16 protein-coding genes and 1 tRNA gene are annotated in these 20063 nt (G+C 66.0%); 5 read left to right on the forward strand and 12 right to left on the reverse strand.

All coding sequences use genetic code 11. The features are described from left to right. Positions 1–8: 8 nt before the first annotated feature. Positions 9–443 (reverse strand): type II 3-dehydroquinate dehydratase, encoded by a 435-nt coding sequence (gene aroQ, locus ASF09_RS15400; protein ID WP_060527005.1) that lies wholly within the window; start codon positions 441–443, stop codon positions 9–11. 169 nt (positions 444–612) lie between these two features. Between aroQ and thiS the strand changes: the two genes are divergently transcribed. The 3 genes from thiS (at position 613) to ASF09_RS15415 (ending at position 2805) form a co-directional block, all read left to right on the forward strand. Next, positions 613–1602, forward strand: coding sequence for a sulfur carrier protein ThiS (gene thiS, locus ASF09_RS15405; protein ID WP_082444324.1), 990 nt, complete (start codon positions 613–615; stop codon positions 1600–1602). A gap of 110 nt (positions 1603–1712) precedes the next feature. Then, positions 1713–1895, forward strand: a complete 183-nt coding sequence (locus ASF09_RS15410) for a CsbD family protein (RefSeq protein ID WP_056050734.1) — start codon at positions 1713–1715, stop codon at positions 1893–1895. A 262-nt stretch (positions 1896–2157) separates the two neighbouring features. Beyond that, on the forward strand, positions 2158–2805 hold the full coding sequence (locus ASF09_RS15415) for an HAD-IA family hydrolase (RefSeq protein WP_060527006.1): 648 nt from the start codon (positions 2158–2160) through the stop codon (positions 2803–2805). A 119-nt stretch (positions 2806–2924) separates the two neighbouring features. Here the strand turns inward: ASF09_RS15415 and ASF09_RS15420 are convergent, their stop codons facing one another. The 4 genes from ASF09_RS15420 to ASF09_RS15435 all read right to left on the reverse strand — a co-directional run bounded on the left by ASF09_RS15420 (position 2925) and on the right by ASF09_RS15435 (position 11840). Further along, complete coding sequence (locus ASF09_RS15420; protein ID WP_060527007.1) at positions 2925–4595, reverse strand: formate--tetrahydrofolate ligase; 1671 nt, start codon at positions 4593–4595, stop codon at positions 2925–2927. 336 nt (positions 4596–4931) lie between these two features. Next, entirely contained in the window at positions 4932–6527 is a 1596-nt protein-coding gene (locus ASF09_RS15425; protein WP_060527008.1) for an isocitrate lyase, read from the reverse strand. A gap of 246 nt (positions 6528–6773) precedes the next feature. Then, the gene (locus ASF09_RS15430; RefSeq protein WP_082444325.1) at positions 6774–9941 is read right to left on the reverse strand and encodes a response regulator; all 3168 of its coding nucleotides are present in this window, start codon (positions 9939–9941) and stop codon (positions 6774–6776) included. Between the two features lie 345 nt (positions 9942–10286). After that, positions 10287–11840 (reverse strand): aldehyde dehydrogenase (NADP(+)), encoded by a 1554-nt coding sequence (locus ASF09_RS15435; RefSeq protein ID WP_060527009.1) that lies wholly within the window; start codon positions 11838–11840, stop codon positions 10287–10289. 424 nt (positions 11841–12264) lie between these two features. Here ASF09_RS15435 and ASF09_RS15440 point away from each other — a divergent pair, with 424 nt between their 5' ends. Then, the gene (locus tag ASF09_RS15440; RefSeq protein WP_060527010.1) at positions 12265–14043 is read left to right on the forward strand and encodes an IlvD/Edd family dehydratase; all 1779 of its coding nucleotides are present in this window, start codon (positions 12265–12267) and stop codon (positions 14041–14043) included. 44 nt (positions 14044–14087) lie between these two features. On the opposite strand, the gene ASF09_RS15445 is transcribed toward ASF09_RS15440, so the two are convergent. The 4 genes from ASF09_RS15445 to ASF09_RS15460 form a co-directional block, all read right to left on the reverse strand. After that, a complete protein-coding gene (locus ASF09_RS15445; protein ID WP_060527011.1) occupies positions 14088–14987 on the reverse strand; it encodes an SMP-30/gluconolactonase/LRE family protein in 900 nt (299 codons plus the stop codon). Next, positions 14971–15756, reverse strand: coding sequence for an SDR family NAD(P)-dependent oxidoreductase (locus tag ASF09_RS15450; RefSeq protein ID WP_060527012.1), 786 nt, complete (start codon positions 15754–15756; stop codon positions 14971–14973). Before ASF09_RS15450 ends, ASF09_RS15445 begins: the two co-directional genes overlap by 17 nt. Positions 15757–15760: 4 nt before the next feature. Beyond that, complete coding sequence (locus ASF09_RS15455; RefSeq protein ID WP_235529848.1) at positions 15761–16927, reverse strand: fumarylacetoacetate hydrolase family protein; 1167 nt, start codon at positions 16925–16927, stop codon at positions 15761–15763. 313 nt (positions 16928–17240) lie between these two features. Continuing rightward, positions 17241–17317, reverse strand: a tRNA-Arg gene (locus ASF09_RS15460). Between the two features lie 60 nt (positions 17318–17377). Between ASF09_RS15460 and ASF09_RS15465 the strand changes: the two genes are divergently transcribed. Next, positions 17378–18139, forward strand: a complete 762-nt coding sequence (locus ASF09_RS15465) for a queuosine precursor transporter (protein ID WP_060527014.1) — start codon at positions 17378–17380, stop codon at positions 18137–18139. Between the two features lie 96 nt (positions 18140–18235). On the opposite strand, the gene purQ is transcribed toward ASF09_RS15465, so the two are convergent. From purQ to purC, 3 genes are read right to left on the reverse strand one after another with little or no spacing between them, the layout of a single operon-like run. Continuing rightward, positions 18236–18904, reverse strand: a complete 669-nt coding sequence (purQ, locus tag ASF09_RS15470) for a phosphoribosylformylglycinamidine synthase subunit PurQ (RefSeq protein ID WP_060527015.1) — start codon at positions 18902–18904, stop codon at positions 18236–18238. After that, positions 18901–19131, reverse strand: a complete 231-nt coding sequence (gene purS, locus ASF09_RS15475) for a phosphoribosylformylglycinamidine synthase subunit PurS (RefSeq protein WP_060527016.1) — start codon at positions 19129–19131, stop codon at positions 18901–18903. Before purS ends, purQ begins: the two co-directional genes overlap by 4 nt. Further along, entirely contained in the window at positions 19132–19911 is a 780-nt protein-coding gene (purC, locus tag ASF09_RS15480; RefSeq protein ID WP_056050712.1) for a phosphoribosylaminoimidazolesuccinocarboxamide synthase, read from the reverse strand. Positions 19912–20063 lie beyond the last annotated feature (152 nt).

The raw sequence follows: 20063 nt of genomic DNA on the forward strand, positions 1-20063 counted from the left end.
GCCTCCTGTCAGAACCGTGCGACGGCTTCAAGCGCGAGCAGATACGAAAGCGCGCCGAAACCCGCGATCGTGCCCTTCGCCGCTTGCCCGACCAGGCTCACATGCCTGAACGGTTTACGCGTATGGGGATTGGAAAGATGCACTTCGATCACCGGAGTCTTCACGCCCTTGATCGCGTCGTGCACCGCGACCGAGGTATGCGTGAACGCACCGGCGTTGAGGATCACCGCCTTGGCACCACGCGCCTGCGCCTCCTGGATCCAGTCGACGAGGTGCCCCTCGTGATTCGACTGGCGCATGTCGATCTCCAGGTCGAGCGCGCGAGCGCGGTCCTCCAGCATCCCGGCGATATCGTCGAGCGTCTCGTCGCCATAGATCTCCGGCTCGCGCGTTCCCAGCAGGTTGAGGTTGGGGCCGTTCAGGACGAACACGGTATCTGGCAAGAGCTGCTCCTGGTTGCGAGGGCGGCAAACCACCCCCTATATGCTTCGTCCCACCCTTACCCGTTCGTGTCGAGCGAAGTCGAGACATGAGACAAGCAGCGGACGGGTGGTTTCTCGATCAGCCTGTCCCGAGCCATGTCGAGGGGCTCGAAACGAACGGAAGTTTTGCATGCCCCACTCCGATGGCACCGTCTCGATCACCGTCAACGGCGAGCACAAGCGCGTCTCCGCCGGACTCTCGCTGGCAGGGCTCGCGACCGAACTCGGCCTCGTACCCGAGAAGATCGCGGTCGAGCGGAACATGGAGGTCGTGCCGCGTTCGACGTTGGCGGACGTGATGGTCGAAGACAGCGACGACCTCGAGATCGTGCACTTCGTCGGCGGCGGGGACCACGACACGTGGACAGTCGCAGGCCGGACGTTCAAATCGCGGCTGATTGTCGGCACCGGCAAGTACAAGGATTTCGCGCAGAACGCCGCCGCGGTGGAAGCGTCAGGCGCGGAGATCGTCACGGTCGCCGTCCGCCGAGTCAACGTGTCGGACCGCAATGCGCCGATGCTGACTGACTTCATCGATCCCAAGAAGATCACCTACCTTCCCAACACCGCCGGCTGCTTCGATGCCGAATCGGCGATTCGCACGCTGCGATTGGCGCGCGAGGCCGGCGGCTGGGAGCTGGTGAAGCTCGAAGTGCTCGGCGAGGCGAAGACGCTCTATCCTGACATGGTCGAGACGCTGCGCGCGACCGAGATCCTGGCCAACGAAGGCTTCAAGCCGATGGTCTATTGCGTCGACGATCCGATCGCCACCAAGCGCCTCGAGAACGCGGGCGCGGTCGCGATCATGCCGCTGGGCGCACCGATCGGCTCGGGGCTCGGCATCCAGAACCGCGTGACGATCCGTCTGATTGTCGAGGGGGCAGGGGTGCCCGTGCTGGTCGACGCCGGCGTCGGCACCGCGTCCGACGCGGCGGTGGCGATGGAGTTGGGCTGCGACGGCGTGCTGATGAATACGGCCATTGCCGAGGCCAAGGACCCGCTGATGATGGCGGCGGCCATGAAGGCCGCGGTCGAATCGGGGCGGCTCGCGTACCGCGCCGGGCGGATGGGGCTGCGTCGCTATGCCGATCCTTCGAGTCCATTGGCGGGGTTGATCTGAAACATAGGTCATGACGCAAACGTCACGGAACCCACGGTAAAGACGGCCGTTATACCTTTGCAAGTTCAAGCGGCCCGGTTGGCGGGTCCGCACAGCAAGTGGAGGCTCTGATGGGCGAGTTCACCGACAAGGTCGCAGCAGCAGGCAACAAGGTTGCAGGCAACGTCAAGGAAGCCGTCGGCAAGGCGACCGATAACGAGAAGCTGGTAGCCGAAGGCGAGGCGCAGCAGGCCAAGGGCACTGCGCAGAACGTCAAGGGCAGCGTCAAGGGCGCACTCGGCGACGACATCTAAGCTTCGGCTTGGTACGGGAATACAGGCCGCTCCGGGAAACCGGAGCGGCCTTTTCTTTGTGCGGTAGGTTTTTGCTGCCGCCACTATCAGAATTGCCACCACCCCGGCGAAGGCCGGGGCCCAATTGGGGGACGGTTCTGGTTAAGGGCGGCGCGCCGTTACCTCGGGCATGCCAATTGGGCCCCGGCCTTCGCCGGGGTGGTGCAGAGAACCTAACCAAACCGCCTTGCCCAACCCGCCAACCTGCCTCACGAGCACCCGCATGACTCTCCCCACCCGACGCTACGCCGCCTTCCTGTTCGATATGGATGGCACGATCCTCACCTCGATCGCGTCGGCCGAGCGCACCTGGACCAAATGGGCGATCGCGCATGGCCTCGACCCCGCGACGTTCGTGCCGACGATCCACGGCGTCCAATCGGTCGAGACGGTCCGACGGCTGAACCTCCCCGGCGTCGACCCGGTCGCTGAAGCGGCTGCGATCACCGCGGCCGAGATGCTGGACGTCGGCGACATCGAACCAATCCCCGGTGCGGCCGCGTTCCTGGCCAGCCTGCCGCCTGAACGCTGGACGATCGTCACGTCCGCCCCGCGTGCGCTCGCCGAAGTAAGGTTGAAGGCTGCCGGGCTGCCGATGCCTGCCACCATGATCGCCGCCGACGACATCCCCAACGGCAAACCCGCACCGGACTGCTTTCTAGTCGCGGCCGAGCGGCTCGGCGTCGCGGCGGGCGATTGTCTGGTTTTCGAGGATGCCGCCGCCGGGATTGCCGCGGGCGAAGCGGCGGGGGCGGATGTTCTCGTGATTACGGCCACGCACTCGCATGGTGTCGCGACGTCACATCCGACGGTGGTCAATTATGCAGGGTTGTCGGTCGCGGTCGGGCCGGACGGTCTGATTGTCACGTGAGACTGACACCCCGCTCGCCGTCATCCTGACGAAAGTCAGGATCCAGAGCCACGAAGGGCTCGGTTACCCTGGATCCTGACTTCGTCAGGATGGCGGAGGCGGGGGTAGCATCTGGGGCCTCAGAACAGTCCCTCGATCAGCCCTTCGTCGTTCAGATGGATCGCCTCTGCTGCGGGCACGCGCGGCAGGCCGGGCATCGTCATGATCTCGCCGCAGATCGCGACGACGAACCCCGCACCGGCCGCAAGGCGGACTTCGCGGACCGGCACGATGTGGCCGGTGGGGGCGCCCAACAGAGCCGGATCGGTCGAGAAGCTATACTGCGTCTTGGCGAGGCAAACGGGGAGGTGGCCGTACCCCGCATCCTCCCAGCGCTTGAGTTGCGCGAGTACGCTCGGCTCGGCGACCGCATGCTCCGCACGATAGATCCGCCGCGCAACCGTGTCGATCTTGTCGAAAAGCGACAGTTCGTCGCCATAGATCGGCGCGAACCCGCCACCATGCGTCTCGCAAATCTCGGCGACCGCTTCGGCCAATTCGACCGCACCCGCGCCACCCTCCGCCCAGTGCCGACAGAGGATCGCGCGCGAGCCGTGCTGGGCGGCCGCCTCGACGATCGCGGCGATCTCCGCATCGCTGTCGGTGTAGAAATGGTTGATTGCGACGATCGCGGGGACGCCGAACTGGCGGATGTTCTCGATGTGCCGGACGAGGTTGACCGCGCCCTTGCGGACCGCCTCGACATTCTCGTGCGCGAGGTCGGCCTTCGCGACACCGCCATTCATCTTCAGCGCGCGCGCGGTCGCGACGATCACGACCGCGTCGGGAGCGAGCCCTGCCTGACGGCACTTGATGTCGAAGAACTTCTCCGCGCCGAGATCCGCGCCGAAGCCCGCTTCGGTGACGACGTAATCGCCCAGCGACAGCGCTGCCCGCGTCGCGATCACCGAGTTGCAACCATGCGCGATGTTGGCGAACGGCCCGCCGTGGAGGAACGCGGGCGTCCCTTCGAGCGACTGGACGAGGTTGGGCTTGATCGCCTCCGCCAGCAGCACAGCCATCGCGCCGTCGGCCTTCAGGTCGCGCGCGGTAACGGGCTTGCGGTCGCGGGTGTAGGCGACGACGATATCGCCGAGCCGGCGTTCCATGTCCGCAAGGTCGTTGGCCAAGCACAGGATCGCCATCACTTCGGAGGCGACAGTGATGTCGAAACCCGACTCACGGGGGTAGCCATTGGCGACGCCGCCGATCGACTGGACGATGTCGCGCAGCGCACGGTCGTTCATGTCGAGGACGCGGCGCCAGACGACGCGACGGACATCGATCTGGAGCGCGTTGCCCCAGTGGATATGGTTGTCGATCATCGCCGCGAGCAGGTTGTGCGCGGCGGTGATGGCGTGGAAATCGCCGGTGAAGTGGAGGTTGATGTCCTCCATCGGCGCGACCTGCGCACGGCCGCCCCCGGTCGCGCCGCCCTTCGTGCCGAAGCAGGGCCCGAGCGAGGGTTCGCGCAGCGCGAGCACGGCTTTGCGCCCGGTATGGCGGAGCGCGTCGGCAAGGCCGATCGAGGTGGTGGTCTTGCCTTCGCCCGCCGGAGTCGGGTTGATCGCGGTGACGAGGATCAGCCGGCCTTTTGCGGCTGATTTACGGGTTTCCAGCCAGTCTAGCACGATCTTCGCCTTGAAGCGGCCATAGGGCTCGATCGCCGCGTCGGGGATGCCGAGGCCGTCCGCAATGGTGGCGATGGGGCGCAGCGCGACGCTGCGGGCGATGGCGATATCGGTGTCCATGGCGGCGTGCGTAGCGGGGGACGGGGCGAGGTGCCAGAGTTGCGTAACGATCCGACGTCAAACACGCTGACCACCCCGGCGAAGGCCGGGGCCCAATTGGGGGACGATGACGGGAGAGCGCTGCCTCCAGTTATTCCGACCTCCCCAATTGGGCCCCGGCCTCCGCCGGGGTGGTATGATTGGGGCTGGACTTCTCTTGAGCCCGCCGTGGCTAAGCCGCTCTTCGGCTGCCTGCTAATGCAGGCGCTCAGGATAGACTAAGTCGGACGAGGCTTTTGGCCCCGCCGGCCGGGCGTGATGCAGGTCCGCGCCGGAGCTTGCGCTCCGGCTTGGACATCACGCCGCAAACTGGTTCATCGTGTTATGCGCTCCCCCAGCCTTCAGCGCAGCCTCACCCGCAAAATACTCCTTGTGGTCGTCGCCCAGATCCGAGCCGGACATGTTTTGGTGCTTCACGCAGGCGATCCCCTCGCGGATTTCCTTGCGCTGGACGCCCTTCACATAGCCGAGCATGCCGGCATCGCCGAAATACTCCTTGGCGAGATTGTCCGTCGAGAGCGCAGCTGTATGATAGGTCGGCAGCGTGATCAGGTGGTGGAAGATGCCCGCACGCTTTGCCGAGTCCGCCTGGAAGGTGCGGATGCGCTCGTCGGCTTCGTTGCCAAGCGCGGTGCCGTCATAGTCGACGCTCATAAGGCGCGCGCGGTCGTAGGCGGAGACGTCCTGGTCCTCGGCCGTCCAGGCGTCGAACACCTGCTGGCGGAAGTTCAGCGTCCAGTTGAAGCTCGGCGAGTTGTTGTAGACGAGCTTCGCATTGGGCACGACTGCGCGGATGCGGTCGACCATGCCGGCGATCTGCTCGATATGCGGCTTTTCGGTCTCGATCCACAGCAGATCGGCGCCATTCTGTAGCGAGGCGATGCAGTCCATCACGCAGCGATCCTCGCCGGTGCCAGCACGGAACTGGAACAGGTTCGAGGGCAGGCGCTTGGGGCGGAGCAGCTTGCCGTCGCGGTTGAGGATCACGTCGCCGTTCTGCGCCGTCGCCGGGTCGATCTCCTCGCAGTCGAGGTACGAGTTATACTGGTCGCCGAGGTCGCCGGCTGCCTTGCTGACCGCGATCTGCTTGGTGAGGCCGGCGCCGAGCGAGTCGGTGCGCGTGACGATGATGCCGTCCTCGACGCCGAGTTCGAGGAACGCGTAGCGGCACGCACGCACCTTCGCGAGGAAGTCCTCGTGCGGCACCGTGACCTTGCCGTCCTGGTGCCCGCATTGCTTCTCGTCGCTGACCTGGTTCTCGATCTGGAGCGCGCAGGCGCCTGCCTCGATCATCTTCCGCGCGAGCAGATAGGTCGCTTCCGCATTGCCGAAGCCCGCGTCGATGTCGGCGATGATCGGCACGACGTGCGTCTGGTGGTTTTCGATCGCGTTGAGCAGGCGCTGTTCCTCGATCGCATTTCCGGCGGCTCGCGCGGCGTCTACGTCGCGGAACATCATGCCGAGCTCACGTGCGTCGGCCTGGCGGAGGAAGGTGTAGAGTTCCTCGATCAGCGCGGGGACGCTGGTCTTCTCGTGCATCGACTGGTCAGGCAGCGGGCCGAATTCGCTCCGCATCGCTGCGACCATCCAGCCCGAAAGATAGAGGTACCGGCGGTCGGTGGTGCCGAAATGCTTCTTGATGCTGATCATCTTCTGCTGCGCGATGAAGCCGTGCCAGCAGCCGAGCGACTGGGTGTAGTGCGTCGGATCCGCGTCGTAGGCGGCCATGTCCTTGCGCATGATCGCGGCGGTGTAGCGGGCGATGTCGAGACCGGTAGCGAAGCGGTTCTGGAGCCGCATCCGCGCGACCGACTCGGTTGAGATCGCGTCCCAGGTGCCGTTCTGGTCGGCGATGAGGTTGGTCAACTGGGCGATGTGGGTCTGGTAGGTCACGGGCGATCCTTCGCTGCTGCGTTGATCGTCGTGTACGGTTGTTGACAGGATTTCGGTCGGAAATGCACAGAGCGGCGAGGTGTTGGTGTCGGTTGCGCCGGTGCGTCGTCTGTAGAGTTGTGAAGAACGTTACAGGTCCGTCCGTCATGCCGGGCTCGTTCCGGCATCCACCATTCCCCACGCTCGCCAATGATAAGCGTGCGGAACGGTGGACCCCGGAACAGGTCCGGGGTGACGGAGGATGCGTCAGTCGGCTTTGGTAACCCGGTCGGAGTTGGCTGGCGACGTGAGCGGGTCGGCCAATGCCGTTTCGCCGAGCGATGCCAGCACAGCCGCGGCCAGTGCGTCGAGCCCGTACGGCTTCTCCAGCATGATCGCATCGGTCTCGTCCGCAACCGAAGCCGTGTCTCCGGTCGCAAAGACGATGCCGACGCCCGGGCGCAGAGCCCGCGCGGTCCGTGCAAAGTCCGGCCCGGACACGCCGGGCAGGTTCACGTCGGTCACCAAGGCATCGATCGGCACGGTCTGGAGGGCGGTCATCGCGTCCTCCGCACTTGCCGCGTCGACGACGACGAAGCCGCTGCCCTGCAACATCTCGGCGGTGTTGGCGCGGATCAGCGCATCGTCCTCGACCAGCAGCACGGTGCGGCGGGCGGGCGAGTCGAGGCGGCGGTCCGCGTCGATCCGGGAGTCGCGCGCGGCCTTGGCCGCCGGGCTTCCCGAACGCTGGCGGTTGGCGAGCACTTGGCGGAATTTCCGCGCGAGCGCCTCCCGTGTGTACGGCTTCGAGAGCAGGTCGACACCCGCATCGAGCTTGCCGCCATGGACGATCGAATTCTCGGTATAGCCCGAGGTGAACAGCACCGCGAGATCGGGCAGGCGTTCCTTCGCCTTCCGCGCGAGTTCGGGGCTCTTCAGCGTGCCGGGCATCACGACATCGGTGAACAGGATGTCGATCGGCACGCCGCTCTCGACCACGTTCAGCGCGCTCGCGGCGTCGACCGCCTTCAGCACGCTATAGCCGAGATCGGTGAGCAACTCGACGACGGTGCCGCGGACCTCGTCGTCATCCTCGACCACGAGCACGGTCTCGGTGCCGCCGCAGATCGGGCTGGCATCCGCGACGACCTCGACGTCCTCGCTTTCCATCGCGCGCGGCAGATAGAGCTTGATCGTCGTGCCTTCGCCGACCTCCGAATAGATCTTCACATGGCCGCCGGACTGTTTGACGAAGCCATAGACCATCGACAGGCCAAGGCCCGATCCCTTGCCTTCGCTCTTGGTCGAGAAGAACGGTTCGAAGACCTTCTCGATGATCTCGGGAGTCATGCCGGTGCCGGTGTCGGAGACCGCCAACATAACATATTGCCCGGCTTCGACCTCGTCATGACCCTGTGCATAGGCGTCGTCGAGATGCGCGTTGCCGAGTTCGATGGTGAGCTTGCCCTGGCTCTCCATCGCGTCGCGCGCGTTGATGGCGAGGTTGAGCAGTGCGTTCTCGATCTGCGCGGGGTCGATGAAGGTGTTCCACAGGCCACCGCCGACCACGGTCTCGATCTCGATGCCTTCGCCGATCGCGCGACGCAGCATGTCGTCCATCCCACGTACGAACCGCGTGACGTTGACGACCTTGGGCTCGAGCGCCTGGCGGCGGCCGAATGCGAGCAGTTGCGCAGCCAGCTTCGACCCGCGCGAGACGCCGGCCATCGCATTCTCGACCCAGCGTTCGGCACGCGCGTTGCCGGCAAGGTTCTTGCCGAGCAGCTGGAGATTGCCCGAAACGACCTGCAGCAAATTGTTGAAGTCGTGCGCGACGCCACCGGTGAGCTTGCCGACGGTTTCCATCTTTTGCGACTGGGCGAGCTTGGCTTCCGCCTGGCGGCGTTCGTCGATCTCGCGGATGACGCGCGCTTCGAGCGTCTCGTTGAGCTGGCGGAGCTGGTCCTCGGCGCGTTCGCGGTGACGGACTTGCCGCGCGAGCGCCTCGGCCTGTTCGCGCAACGCGGCTTCGGCGGCGCGCTGGTGGGTGATGTCGGTATGGACGCCGACCCATTCGCGGACCTCGCCGGCCTCGTCGAGGATCGGCAAGCCACGGACGGCAAACGTGCGCCATGTGCCGCAGTGGCGGCGGACGCGGTGCTCGAACACGAACATCGACTTGCTGAGGACAGCGGCGGTCCAGGCCTTGATCGTCGAGGCGACGTCGTCTGGATGGATCGCGTCGGCCCAGCCGAAATTCTGGTAGGCGTCGATCGACTGGCCGGTGAGCGCGGCCCAGCCGGGCTGTTCGCCGATCATCCGGCCGTCCGGGCTGTTGGTCCAGAGCACGCCGTGGACCGCGTCCATCGCGGTGCGGAAGCGGCCGTTGCTGATGCCGACCGCGGCCTCGCGTTCGGCACGCTCCTCGACGTCGATGCCGAGAATATAGATGCCGGGGATCGAGCCATCCGCCGCGATATGCGGCACGTAGCGGAATTCGGACCGGCGGGGGCGGCCGTCCAGATGCGGGAAGATCGCTTCTGTGGTGAAACTCTCGCCGGCAAACGCGCGATCGAACGATGGGCGCCGATTCTCGTAGGCAGCTTCGCCGAGAACCTCGCGAACCGGTTTGCCGATCATCGCCTCGGGGTCGATCCCGAGCCATTCGTCATATTGCGCGTTGGCGAGACGGTAGACATGGTCGCGGTCGACGTACGAGATGAGCATCGGCACCGCATCGGTGACGCGGCGCAGTTCGGCCTCGCTGGCGGCGAGGCGGTGTTCGGCTTCGGCCCGGCCGGTGTTGTCGACCATCGTGCAGAGGACGCCGCCGACGGTGCTGGCAGTGGTGCCACTAGCGGGGACGCCGGCGCAGTAGACGGGCGTGTAGAACAGGTCGAGCGTCAGCGTCTCGGGGCCATCGGATCGCTGGAACAGGATCGGCTGGTCGCGGTACGCCACGATCTCGCCGCGCAGGCCCGCATCGAGGACGCCGCGGTTCCAGTCCCAGACTTCGGGGAACGCGGTCGCGACCGGGCTGCCGAGCGCGGCGGGGTGGCGGTCGCCCGCGACGGCACGATAGCTATCGTTGTAGAGCATGATGTGCTCGGGGCCCCACATCACGACCTTGGCGACGGGCGAGTTGAGGATGTTGGCGAGCGTGACGCGGAGTTCGGCGGCCCACGAGTCGATCGGGCCGAGCGAGGTCGCGCTCCAGTCGCGCTGGCGTACCAGCATCCCGCATTCGCCGCCGCCGATCAGGATTTCGGCAGGACTTGGCGGGGTGTCGCGCTCGCGCATCCGTTCGAGCGCGGTACGGACGATCGCGGTGGCATCGCCATGCCCTGCGGCGGCGAGGTCGTCGATGTAGCTGCCGAGGTCGGAGGGCAGGATAACGGTGCGCGACGAGACTTGCGACGAGTCTGGAGTTGTCATGCCGGACTAGTGGGTTTGTGGCGCACGCGTGTCAATAAATACGGATGGTTAGCGGCGATAGGGTTGCAGGGTGCGGGCTACCACAATTCCTAAACCACCCCGGCGGAGGCCGGGGCCCAATTGGAAAGGTGGCAATAACGAAGGACAGTGCTCCGTTAGCGATGTCACCCAATTGGACCCCGGCCTTCGCCGGGGTGGTGCGCGGTTCAAGGTGCGCGGCGCTTAGCGGCTCACACTTAATGGAGCTAAACATGTTTCCCCGCGAAGGCGGGGACCCAGTCTGGGCTCCCGCCTTCGCGGGAGAACAAGGAAGAGGGAGTTGCCGTCAAGCAACTCCCGGACCCATCACCCCTCGGTGCGCGGCAGGCCGAGCGGGTTGCCGTGCTTGACCGCTTTGGGCAGCAGGGCGTCGGGCAGGTCCTGGTAGCAGACCGGGCGCAGGAAGCGCTCGATCGCCGCAGTGCCGACCGAGGTCGTGCGCGGGTCGGACGTTGCCGGGAACGGCCCGCCGTGGACCATCGCCGGCGCGACCTCGACACCGGTCGGCCAGCCGTTCGCCAGAATACGACCGGCCTTGCGCTCGAGCGTCGGCACGAGCGCAGTGGCGTCGGCGTAATCGCCTTCGTCGATCTGGAGCGTGATCGTCAGCTGGCCTTCGATCTTCTCGAGCACGCTGTGGACCTCGGCGAGATCGGTGCAGCGGACGATGATCGAGGCCGCCCCGAACACTTCGTGCGACAGCGCCGGGTCGGCGACGAACGCCTTGCCGGTGGTCGAGAACAACGCCGCACGACCGCGGTTGGCGCCCTCGGCTTCGGTGCCGCGGGCGAGCGTCTCGACCGCGTCGTGACCGGCAAGCGCGGCTACGCCCTGGTCGTAGCTTGCATGGATGCCGGGCGTCAGCATGACCTGCGGCGCGGCTTCGCCAAGCGCAGCGGCGGCGGCTTCGACGAAGGTGTCGAGGTCAGGACCATCCACCGCGACGACGATGCCGGGGTTGGTGCAGAACTGGCCCGAACCCATCGTCAGCGAACCGACATACGCCTTGCCGAGCGCTTCGCCGCGCGCGGCGAGCGCCGCCGGGAACAGGATCACCGGGTTGATGCTGCTCATCTCGGCATAGACCGGGATCGGCTCGGGACGCGCCGCGGCGAGCGCCACCAGGGCCAAGCCACCGCCGCGCGAGCCGGTGAAGCCGACCGCCTTGATGCGGGCGTCCTTGACCAGCGCTGCGCCGAGTTCGTTCGCCGGACCCTGGACCAGCGAGAACACGCCTTCGGGCAGGCCGCACTTGGCAACTGCGGCCTGGATCGCCTTGCCGACCATTACCGACGTGCCGGGATGCGCGGGGTGGCCCTTGACCACCACCGGGCAGCCGGCGGCGAGTGCGGAGGCGGTGTCGCCGCCCGCGACCGAGAAGGCGAGCGGGAAGTTCGACGCGCCGAACACCGCGACCGGACCGACCGCGATGCGACGCTGGCGCAGGTCGGAGCGTGGCATCGGCTTGCGGTCGGGCTGCGCCTCGTCGATCACGACCGAGGCCCAAGTGCCGGCGCGCAGATGCTTGGCGAACAGGCGAAGCTGGCCGGTGGTGCGACCGCGCTCACCCTCGAGACGTGGCCGGGGCAGGCCGCTCTCCTGGATCGCGCGTGCGACGAGGGGCTCGTGGATCGCTTCGATCTCGTCAGCGATCGTATCCAGGAATACGGCGCGAGCTTCGGGATCGATCTCGCGGAAAATGTCGAAGGCGGCCTCGGCGAGCTTGCAGGCCTCGGCGACATCGGCTTCGCTCGACACCGCGAAGGCGGGCTCGATCTTCGCGTCGGTCGACGGGTCGATCGCCAGGAAGGTGACGTCGCTGCTTACGGCGCGTGCGCCGATCGGGAAGGTGCCGTCCATTTCAATTCTCCAGGTCGGTCGTGACGCGCATCGGCCGCGTCGCGACATTTTGGTAGCGGATCGCTTGGTGTCGCAGGCGAAATAAGGGTGTGACCGATAACACGCAAGCCAAGGACTGCCGGCGGGGTCCGCAATTGCGGGGTAATACGCACGGCGAAAGGAGGATCGGGCGCATGACGGTTACGCTCTTGGCGAACGTAGCTTCTTCGATCGCGTGCCAGCATGCTTCCCGCGAGCATCGGGCCTGCGCCACGTTCTGCGAGCAGTGGGGCGGACCGCCGTGTCCTGCCCGACAAATATCTGGTATGCGATCAATCGGATGCCGCACCGGGGCGGCGTTTTACGCGGGTGCGTCCACGCTTGACCGCATGGCGGCCGTCGCGGTAGCGCTCCCATCGAAGAATGGCGTTCAGGAGAGTTTGCAGTGGACCGTGTACCGGTAAGGCAGTTCCGATCGCGCGACTGGTTCGCCGATCCCGCCCGCTCGGACATGACCGCGCTCTATCTCGAACGCTTCATGAACTACGGGCTGACCCCGGCGGAACTGCGTTCGGGCCGACCGATCATCGGCATCGCCCAGTCGGGCAGCGACCTGTCGCCGTGCAACCGCATCCATCTCGAACTCGCCAAGCGCACGCGCGACGGCATCCGTGACGCTGGCGGCATCGCGATGGAGTTTCCGGTCCACCCGATCTTCGAGAATTGCCGGCGTCCAACCGCGGCGCTCGATCGCAACCTGGCGTATCTGGGGCTGGTCGAGACGCTCTACGGCTATCCGATCGATGCCGTCGTTCTGACCACCGGGTGCGACAAGACCACGCCGAGCGGGATCATGGCGGCGTCGACCGTCGATATCCCGGCAATCGTGCTGTCGGGCGGGCCGATGCTCGACGGCTGGCATGACGGCGAACTCGTCGGCTCCGGCACGGTGATCTGGCGGAGCCGGCGCAAGCTGGCCGCGGGCGAGATCGACGAGGAGGAGTTCCTCAACCGCGCGACCGACAGCGCGCCGTCCGCCGGGCATTGCAATACGATGGGCACGGCGTCGACGATGAACGCGGTGGCGGAGGCCTTGGGTCTGTCGCTGACCGGGTGCGCGGCGATCCCCGCGCCCTACCGCGAGCGCGGGCAGATGGCGTACGAGACCGGCCGGCGGATCGTCGAGATGGCGTACGAAGATCTGCGCCCGTCGAAGATCCTCACGCGCGACAGCTTCCTCAACGCGATCCGCGTGGTCAGCGCGATTGGCGGGTCGAGCAACGCGCAGCCGCACATCATGGCGATGGCGCAGCATGCTGGCGTGACGCTGTACCCGGAGGACTGGTCGGATCATGGCTACGACCTGCCGTTGCTGGTCAACATGCAGCCGGCGGGCAAGTATCTCGGCGAACGCTTTCACCGCGCCGGCGGCGTGCCCGCGGTGCTCCACGAGCTGATCGCAGGCGGAAAGCTCGACACGTCTTGCCTGACCGTCACCGGCCGGTCGATCGGTGAGAACATCGCCGGGCGCGAGACGCGCGACCGCGAGATGATCAAGCCGTTCGACGCGCCGATGATGGAACGGGCCGGCTTCCTGGTGCTCAAGGGCAACCTGTTCGACTTCGGGATCATGAAGACGTCGGTGATCTCGCCGGCGTTCCGCGCGCGCTATCTCTCGACGCCGGGGGCGGAAGATCGGTTCGAGGCGCGGGCGATCGTGTTCGAGGGCTCGGACGATTATCACCACCGGATCAACGATCCCGCGCTCAAGATCGACGAGGGCTGTATCCTGGTGATCCGCGGCGCGGGGCCGATCGGCTGGCCGGGTTCGGCGGAAGTCGTCAACATGCAGCCACCCGACGCGCTGATCCAGCGCGGCGTGCTCGCGCTGCCGACACTCGGCGACGGGCGGCAGTCGGGCACGTCGGACAGCCCGTCGATCCTGAACGTCTCGCCTGAGAGCGCGGTCGGCGGCGGACTGTCATGGATCCGGACGGGCGACGTGGTGCGGATCGATCTGGTCGCGGGCACGTGCGATGCGCTGGTCGCGCCGGACGAGATCGCGCGACGCAAGGGCGAGGGGCTGCCCCCTGTGCCCGAAAGCAATACGCCGTGGGAGGAACTGTACCGCGAAAAGACCGGGCAGCTCGCCGAGGGTGGCGTGCTCGACTTCGCCGTGAAATATCGTGGGATTTCCGCGAAAACGCCGCGACATAACCACTGAGCGCAGTACGGCCATCCCGTTTGCCGGGATGGCCAGACCGCGTCTTACAGCGTGACCGGCTCGACCGGAACGCCGGGGACCGTGACGCGGAAGGTGAACAGGTTGCCCGCGAGCGGCTGTTCCGCAAGCGCTGCGGCGTCGAGGCCCTTCGCCGCGGTCGTCGCATAGGCGGTCCGGCCGTCCGCGCCACCGAGCGCGATCTTGGTGATGTTCGCGACCGGAAAGCGCACGACATCGGTGCAGGTGCCGTCCGGCGCAAAGCGACGCGCCGCCCATCCGCCGAAGAAACCGACCCAGACGCCGCCTTCGGAATCACAGATCGCGCCGTCGGGATGGCCATCGTCGGGGCCCACGACGATGAACGGACGACGATTGTCGAGCGTGCCATCGGCACCGACCGTCCACGCGTCGATCTGCTTGCCGAGCGTGTCGACCGTGTAGAGCGTGCGGCCGTCAGGTGAAATCGCAGGGCCGTTGGTGATCGCGACGGGCGGCACGTCGGTCTGCGTCAACATGCCGTCATGCCAGTGATAGACGTGCCCGGACATCGCGGTCTCGGCATTGTCCATCGTGCCGAACCAGACCCGGCCATCGGGCGCGCGTGCCGCGTCGTTGAGGCGGTTGCCGGGCGTCTCGACGTGAACGGGTGCGAGCAGATCGAACGACCCCGTCGCCGGGTCGAACCGGTGCAGCCCGCCGCGGACACCGGCGAGAAAACCACCACCGGTTTCAGGGATCACCCAGCCGACCTGATCGGGTGCTTCCCACGAGTTCAGCGATGCCGAGTCGGGATCGAACCGGTAGACGCAGGGCGCCTTGATATCGACGAACCAGAGCGCGCTGTCGCGAGCGACCCAGATCGGGCCCTCGCCGAGCGTTGCCGCGACGTCGCAGATGCTGGTCGCGACGACCGTGTCGTTCGGCATCTCAGCGCCACCCCGCATCGACGAAATAGTCGTGACCGGTGCACATCCGCGCGTCGTCGGAGGCGAGGAACAGCACCAGCGCCGCGACGTCGGCGGGCTGGACGCGGGTCTTGAGGCACTGCGCGGCGATGATCTCGGCCTCGCCCTCGGGGGTGTACCATTTCAGCTGGCGCGGCGTCTCGACATTGCCGGGGACGATCGTGTTCACGCGGATACCGTCGCCGCCCAGATCGCGCGCCATCGCCCGCGTCATGCCCTCGATACCGGCCTTGGCGGTTTGATAGAGCATCAGTTCGGGCAGCGCGAGATGCCACGAGATCGATCCGAAGTTCAGGATCACGCCGCCGCCCGCACGCTTCATCGACGGCACCACAGCCTGGCCTGCGAAGAACAGGTGGCGCAGATTGGTCGCCATCCGCTCGTCCCAATATTCGGGCGTGATCTCCTCGATCGTATGGCGATCGTCGTTGGCGGCATTGTTGATCAGGATATCGATCCCACCGAGTTGGCTCTCGATTGTCGCCACCGTGGTCTTCAGCGCATCGATATCGCGTAGGTCGAGCGGCAGGAAGATCGGCGCGGTCGCGACCGCAGGCGTCAACGTGGCGATCAAATCGTGCGCGGCATCCTCGGCCATGTCGACGAACGCGACGTGCGCACCTTGCCGCGCGAACGCCTCGACCAGCCCGGCACCGATCCCCGACGCGCCGCCAGTGATCAGGACGCGTTTGCCCTTGAGGCTGGGATAGATCGCCGTCTGGTCGGCGGCTTGGGTCTTCTGCAGCACGGGGTTACGCTCCCTGGTTCTTGGTTTGCGCCAGCAGGCCACGACCTGCCAGATTGCGCATGAGATCACCGATCCCGTAGTTCCACGGCGCGGCGTCCTTCGACGTCGTCACCGGATTGACCAGCGCGCCGAGCTTAGGGTTCGAGATCGTGACGACATCGCCGACCGCATGCGTGAAGCCGCGGCCGGGCTCGTCGCGATCCTGCGTCGGCGCGAACAGCGTGCCGAGGAACAGCACGAAGCCGTCGGGATATTGATGCTCGCTCATCGCCTGGCGAACGAGGTCTTCGGGGTCGCGGCTGATCTGGTCCATCGAACTGCTGCCTTCGAGCCGGTAGCCGTCGGCACCGTCGATCGTCAGCGCGATCTCGGATGCGCGGACGTCGTCCATCCCGAAGCTGTCGTCGAACAGGCGAATGAACGGCCCGAGCGAGCAGGACGCGTTATTGTCCTTCGCCTTGCCGAGCAGAAGTGCGCTGCGGCCTTCGAAATCGCGCAGATTGACGTCGTTGCCGAGCGTCGCACCGATCGTCTTGCCATTGCGGTCGACGACCAGCACGACCTCGGGCTCGGGATTGTTCCAGGTCGAGTCGGAGCGGATACCGACTTCGCCGCCCCAGCCGATCGTCGACAGCGTCGGGCTCTTGGTGAAGATCTCCGCATCCGGGCCGATCGCGACCTCGAGATATTGCGACCACATCCCGTCCTCGATCAGCGCCGCTTTCAGCGCGGCCGCTTCGGGCGATCCGGGCACGACCGAGCGGATGCTGCCGCCGACGCGTTCTTCGAGACGCGTGCGGACCGCCGCCGCCGCCGAGGCATCGCCGCGGGCGCGTTCTTCGATGACGCGTTCGAGCGCGGAGACCGCGAACGTCACGCCGGACGCCTTGACGCAGTGAAGGTCGATCGGGCTCAGCAGTCGCGGCGTCGCGCCCGCGTCGACCGACAGCGACAGGTCGTCGAGATGGCCGAGATCGGTGCCGGCCGCCGTATCGAAACTGCCGGTCTCGATCAGCGCCGCGACGGTCGGCGCCACGTACGACATGTCGTACACGCGTCCCCCGCGGACGATGACCGGGGTCGGTCCGTCACCCAGGTCGATCCGACCGAGCAAGGCCGCCTGTTCCCAATCGGCAGGCAACGCCCGCGCCGATGCGAATGCGATGTCCACGATGTCATCCTCTCCGAAATTGTTAGCGTTACCGTATGTTGCTTGGCGGAGTCGTCAAGTCCCGGTTGGCCGTTGCGGATGCTATGCTATCCCCGGGCCATCCCGCGCAACCGCGATTATACGATCTTTGCCGTAAACCTGGATTGTGACCGATGCTTGAACGGCCATAGCAGGGGGGCAATGGATCGTCCGCTGCGCATACCTCCGAGATGTATCGTACCAGCGAGGTGTAGGATCAGTCGCCTCAGAACGCGATCTCACATGGCACGGTAACGATATCATCCGTGCGAGATACGGGACCGGCGGCGGCAATTGGCGCGCCCGGAGGGAGTCGAACCCCCGACCGAGGAGGTAGAAGCTCCTTGCTCTATCCAACTGAGCTACGGGCGCGCGCTGAAGTCCGATTAGCGTGGATTGCGCGCGCTTGGAACCGTCATCATAACGCGCCGCATGGATATCGATCAGGGCAGGGGCGTCGCGGCGGACGCCATCGGAGTCGCCGCGAGCGACGTGTCGGGCGGGCAGTTCCGCTATTATGATTTCGTCATGGCCGCGTTCGTAACGATCCTGTTGCTGTCGAACGTCATCGGCGCAGGCAAGCGCGCGGTGATCGACCTGCCGTTCATCGGCGCATGGCCGTTCGGCGCGGGGATCCTGTTCTTTCCGGTCAGCTATGTGATCGGCGACGTGCTGACCGAAGTCTACGGCTACGCGCGGGCGCGGCGCTGCATCTGGGCAGGGTTCGGCGCGATGCTGTTCATGGTATTCATGTCGGCAGTCGTCGTCGCGTTGCCGCCCGACAAGGGGTGGACCGGGCAGGCGGCATACGAATCGGTGTTCGGACAGGTCCCGCGGATCGTGTTCGCGTCGATCTGCGCGTTCTGGGTCGGCGAGTTCGCCAACAGCTTCGTGCTGGCGCGGATGAAGATCTGGACGCAGGGGCGGATGCTGTGGACGCGGACGATCGGGAGTACGGTCGTGGGGCAGGCGTTCGACAGCCTGATCTTCTACCCGCTCGCCTTCTACGGCGCGCCGGACTGGCCCGTGGAGGCGATGCTGATGGTGATGGTCAGCCAGTTCCTGCTGAAGGTGTCGTGGGAGGTGCTGCTGACGCCGCTGACGTATGTCGCGGTGGGGTGGCTGAAGCGCCGCGAGGGTGTCGATGTGTATGATCGAGGGACGGACTTCTCACCGTTCCGGACTCGGGTTTGATGGCCGTCCGTCATCCCAGCGAACGCTGGGATCCAGAGCCAAAGGCGGATGCCCTCGTGGCTCTGGATCCTGGGTCGAGCCCAGGATGACGAAGGGTCAGGCGCTAACGGCTTCGAGCAAGCCCTCGAACAAGCGCCGTCCGTCGGTGCCGCCGTGCGCCGCCTCGATACGACGCTCCGGGTGCGGCATCATGCCAAGCACGTTGCCCTTGTCGTTCAGCAAGCCGGCGATGCTGCGTGCGGAACCGTTGACGCTCTCGGCGTAGCGAAACGCGACGCGGCCTTCGCCTTCGAGGCGGTCGAGCGTCTCGGTGTCGGCGAAGTAGTTGCCGTCGTGATGTGCGACCGGGAAGGAGACACGCTCGCCGGCGGTGTAGCCCGAGGTGAAGGTCGAACTCGCCGTCTCGACCGTCAGCGCAACATCGCGGCAGACGAAGTTCAGCCCCTCGTTGCGCATCAGCGCGCCGGGCAGGAGTCCCGCTTCGGTCAACACCTGGAAGCCGTTGCAGATGCCGAGCACGGGCAGACCCTTGCCCGCCTGCTCGACGACCGCGCGCATGATCGGCGACCGCGCCGCGATTGCGCCCGAGCGGAGGTAGTCGCCGTACGAGAACCCACCCGGGACCGCGACCAGACCCACATCCGCCGGCAAGTCCGCATCACCGTGCCAGACCATGAGCGGCTTGACGCCGGTCACCGCCTCCAGCGCGACGGCGATGTCGCGGTCACAGTTGGAGCCCGGAAAGACGATGACGGCAGTTTTCATGCGCGCTCGACCCGGTAATTCTCGATCACCGTGTTGGCGAGCAACTTGCGGCACATGCCGTCGATCGTCGCGTCGTCGGTATCGTCGGCGACCTCCAGTTCGATCAGCTTGCCCTGGCGGACGTCCTGTACGCCTTCGAAGCCGAGGCTGCCGAGTGCGTGATGGATCGCCCGGCCCTGCGGATCGAGCACGCCGGGCTTCAATGTCACGAAAACCTTGAGTTTCATTTACTTGCCCCGGTTCTTGCGATGCTTTTCGAGGTCGAGAACGGCGTTGTCCGCACCCTCGGGTAACAGGCCAAGACGGCGTGCAACCTCTTGATACGCCTCGACTTCACCACCGAGATCGCGACGGAAGCGATCCTTGTCCATCTTCTCGTTGGTTTCCATGTCCCACAGGCGGCAGCCATCGGGGCTGATCTCGTCGGCGAGGATGATGCGACCAAAGTCGTTGTCGAAGATGCGGCCGAATTCGAGCTTGAAGTCGACCAGGCGGATGCCGACGCCGGCGAACAGCCCGCACAGGAAATCGTTCACGCGGATCGCGAGGTCGGCGATGTCGTGCATCTCCTCCTGGCTCGCCCAGCCGAACGCGGCGATGTGTTCGTCGGAGATCATCGGATCGCCGAGCGCATCGTCCTTGTAGTAATATTCGATGATCGTGCGAGGCAGCTTGGTGCCCTCCTCGATCCCGAGGCGGGTCGAGATCGAGCCCGCGGCGACGTTACGCACGACGACTTCGATCGGCACGATCTCGACCTGGCGGATCAGCTGCTCGCGCATGTTGAGGCGGCGAATGAAGTGCGTCGGCACGCCGATATGATCGAGCAGCGTGAAGATGTGCTCGGAAATCCGGTTGTTGAGCACACCCTTGCCGTTGATCGTGCCCTTTTTCTGGGCATTGAACGCGGTCGCGTCGTCCTTGAAATACTGGATCAGCGTGCCCGGCTCGGGACCCTCGTAGAGGATCTTGGCCTTGCCTTCGTAGATCTGGCGGCGGCGAGCCATGCGCGGTCCCCTGGAAATCGAGCGATGAAAATCGAGCGGCCCCAGCCTACGCGAGATCGTTCGCGAAGCCGAGGCCGGAATAGGCCGCGCCTATAGGCGAAGGGTGCGGGGGGTGCAATCGCGGCGCATGACTGCCCGGGAAAACTACCCGA

Origin of the sequence: Sphingomonas sp. Leaf242 (genome assembly GCF_001422045.1) — a bacterium.
Taxonomy (GTDB): Bacteria; Pseudomonadota; Alphaproteobacteria; order Sphingomonadales; family Sphingomonadaceae; genus Sphingomonas.

Excerpts from the sequence above, each read along its gene's own strand:
- thiS (WP_082444324.1), top strand. The coding sequence starts at position 613 with ATGCCCCACTCCGATGGCACCGTCTCGATCACCGTCAACGGCGAGCAC.
- ASF09_RS15410 (WP_056050734.1), top strand. The coding sequence starts at position 1,713 with ATGGGCGAGTTCACCGACAAGGTCGCAGCAGCAGGCAACAAGGTTGCA.
- ASF09_RS15415 (WP_060527006.1), top strand. The coding sequence starts at position 2,158 with ATGACTCTCCCCACCCGACGCTACGCCGCCTTCCTGTTCGATATGGAT.
- ASF09_RS15420 (WP_060527007.1), bottom strand. The coding sequence starts at position 4,595 with ATGGACACCGATATCGCCATCGCCCGCAGCGTCGCGCTGCGCCCCATC.
- ASF09_RS15430 (WP_082444325.1), bottom strand. The coding sequence starts at position 9,941 with ATGACAACTCCAGACTCGTCGCAAGTCTCGTCGCGCACCGTTATCCTG.
- ASF09_RS15435 (WP_060527009.1), bottom strand. The coding sequence starts at position 11,840 with ATGGACGGCACCTTCCCGATCGGCGCACGCGCCGTAAGCAGCGACGTC.
- ASF09_RS15445 (WP_060527011.1), bottom strand. The coding sequence starts at position 14,987 with ATGCGGGGTGGCGCTGAGATGCCGAACGACACGGTCGTCGCGACCAGC.
- ASF09_RS15465 (WP_060527014.1), top strand. The coding sequence starts at position 17,378 with ATGGATATCGATCAGGGCAGGGGCGTCGCGGCGGACGCCATCGGAGTC.
- purQ (WP_060527015.1), bottom strand. The coding sequence starts at position 18,904 with ATGAAAACTGCCGTCATCGTCTTTCCGGGCTCCAACTGTGACCGCGAC.
- purS (WP_060527016.1), bottom strand. The coding sequence starts at position 19,131 with ATGAAACTCAAGGTTTTCGTGACATTGAAGCCCGGCGTGCTCGATCCG.
- purC (WP_056050712.1), bottom strand. The coding sequence starts at position 19,911 with ATGGCTCGCCGCCGCCAGATCTACGAAGGCAAGGCCAAGATCCTCTAC.